This window comes from Novosphingobium capsulatum NBRC 12533, assembly GCF_001598375.1.
In the GTDB taxonomy this organism is placed as follows: Bacteria; Pseudomonadota; Alphaproteobacteria; order Sphingomonadales; family Sphingomonadaceae; genus Novosphingobium; species Novosphingobium capsulatum.
Map to the genome: position 1 here is coordinate 1 of NZ_BCYV01000051.1, position 2,543 is coordinate 2,543.

A 2,543-nucleotide genomic window follows, 5' to 3' on the forward strand; every position below is an offset into this window, starting at 1 on the left:
GTACGAACCCGCTGGCGCGGGAGTGGCGCTTGTTTTGAGGCCTGGCCAGTGATCGGCGGTCAGTATCTAAGTTGAGGTCTGGACCCAGTAGGCAGACCATTTTGGCTCCTTTCAATCAAGGAGTCGTTCCATGACCAACGTCCTGTCTGATGCCCCTGCCACTTCGCTGCGTCAGCGCATGATCGAAGACATGAACATGCGCCGGTTCACGCGGAAGACCCAGTTCGATTACGTGCGGCATGTCGCGAGGTTCGCCACATATCTTGGGCGTCCCCCCGATACTGCGACAGCAGAAGAGCTGCGGCAATTCCAGGTCGAACAGCGCGAGGCGGGCATAGGGATCCCGACCATGAACAGCATCGTTTCTGCGCTGCGTTTCTTTTTCACTCACACCATTGATCGCCCGGATCTGTCCCGCAAGCTCTACACGGTCAAGAATCCGCGCTCCTTGCCCATTGTCCTCAGCCGCGAAGAGGTCGTGCTTCTCCTCGGCGCGACCAATTGCCTGAAGCACAAGGCTGCACTGTCCGTTGCTTATGGCGCTGGCTTGCGCGCCGCCGAAGTGACGATGCTGAAGGTCCGCGATGTCGACAGCAAGCGTATGCTCCTTCGAGTGGAGCGCGGTAAGGGCGGGCGCTATCGCAATGCGCTCCTGCCCGCTGACCTTCTTGCTCTTTTGCGCGAGTGGTGGACGGTTGGCCGCAAGCAGGGCGTCATGCACGCCGATGGCTGGCTGTTCCCGGGCATGCACTATCTCAAGCCGCTTAGCACCAGGCAGCTCCATCGGATCGTTGTCGATGCTGCCGAAGCTGCGGGTATCAAAAAGCGTGTCGGCCCGCACACTCTGCGACACAGCTTCGCCACGCATCTGTTGGAAGACGGCGTCGATATTCGAATCATCCAGGCGCTGCTCGGGCATGCGAACCTCGAGACCACCGCTTTCTACACCACGGTCGCAACTCGAACTGTGCGCGCGGTCATCAGTCCGCTGGACAAGTTGACGACGCTGCTCGAGCCGCAGTTGGCTCCTCCCGGCTGAGCCGGTGCGCGCCTCGCTCGAGGTCGCCGATATCTTCCGTAGCGCCGGGCCCGCGTATCGCTCAGCCCACGCCGGGCATCTGAGCCTCGGCCAGCTCAAGGTCATGACGGCGATTGAGAATTGCCGCACCGCCGCGCTGGGCGGTCACGTCGAGGCCTGCGATGACTGCGGGCACTGGCGGATCGCCTACAACTCCTGCCGCAACCGGCATTGCCCCAAATGCCAGGGCGCTGCCGCGCGCACCTGGCTCGCCGCGCGCGAGGCCGATCTTTTGCCGGTGGGCTACTTCCACGTCGTGTTCACCGTGCCCGCCGAGATCGCGGATATCGCGTGGCAGAACAAGGCAGTAGTCTATGACTTGCTGTTCCGCGCGGCTGCGGACACCATGCTGGTCATCGCCGCTGATCCCAAACACCTCGGCGCGCGGATCGGGATCACCGCCGTGCTGCATACGTGGGGATCCGCACTCACCCACCATCCGCATGTGCACATGATCGTCCCGGGCGGTGGCATTGCGCTCGACGGCACGCGATGGATGTCATCGCGCCCCACGTTCCTGCTGCCGGTGCGCGTGCTGGGCGCCTTGTTCCGCCGCCTGTTCCTCACGCGTCTCTTGGCGCTGTTCGATGCCGGCAAGCTGTCCTTCTTCAGCACCTTGGCGGGCCTCACCACACGCAAGGCCTTCCTGCGGCATCTATCGCCAATCGGGAAGAAGCGCTGGGTGGTCTATGCCAAGCGGCCCTTTGCCGGACCACAGGCCGTGCTGGCCTATCTCTCGCGCTACACGCACCGCGTTGCCATCTCGAACCGGCGCCTCATTGCCTTCGACGAGACTGGCGTGACGTTCCGGTACAAGGATTATCGCCGCGACGGGGAGCAGCGCCAGCAGGTCACGACGCTGGCCACCGACGAGTTCATCCGCCGCTTTCTGATCCACTTCCTGCCGCGCGGCTTCCACCGCATCCGGCATTACGGCCTGCTTGCCAGTTCAACGCACAAAGAAGCCATGGCGCTGGCCCGCAGCTTGCTTGGCGTCGCCGCGCCGATTGAGGAGACCGACACCGAACCCGACGAACCGCCCGATCGTCGCCCGCCATGCCCATGTTGCGGCGGGCACATGACCATTATCGAAGACTTCGCTCGCTGGTGCCAGCCCCGCGCTCCCCCGCAATCGGCGCCGCCGACCCGGAAGACCACGCCATGATCCGGCATGGCTTACCCTCCATGATGGCCGTGAACGTTGCACCCCGGCCCATGGGGATAGGTGTGTCGACGCCGCCAGCACAGTCAAAACTGGGCTCATTCCCAGCAGGATCAGCGGCGCGACGAGCACAATGGCCAACTGACTTCCATGCTGTTCCGCCCGTCACGGGCTGGCCGGTAGGCTTGCTTCAGTCACCCCAATCCACACCAAAGCCCTTTTACCCATAGACCTGTGCGAGCCTCACCGCGGGTCGTACTTGCAAGACTTTCGTACGCCTGCCGGCGCCCGAAACCCTTCGAC

The 2,543-nt window shown here is 63.4% G+C and carries 2 protein-coding genes; both read left to right on the forward strand.

Annotated features, from left to right (window positions below):
• Nucleotides 1-130: 130 nt before the first annotated feature.
• A complete protein-coding gene (locus tag SCA01S_RS21475) occupies nucleotides 131-1,039 on the forward strand; it encodes a tyrosine-type recombinase/integrase (RefSeq protein ID WP_062788848.1) in 909 nt (302 codons plus the stop codon).
• A gap of 4 nt (nucleotides 1,040-1,043) precedes the next feature.
• A complete protein-coding gene (locus SCA01S_RS21480) occupies nucleotides 1,044-2,243 on the forward strand; it encodes an IS91 family transposase (protein ID WP_062788849.1) in 1,200 nt (399 codons plus the stop codon).
• Nucleotides 2,244-2,543: the final 300 nt, after the last annotated feature.

Excerpts from the sequence above, each read along its gene's own strand:
- SCA01S_RS21475 (WP_062788848.1), top strand. The coding sequence starts at position 131 with ATGACCAACGTCCTGTCTGATGCCCCTGCCACTTCGCTGCGTCAGCGC.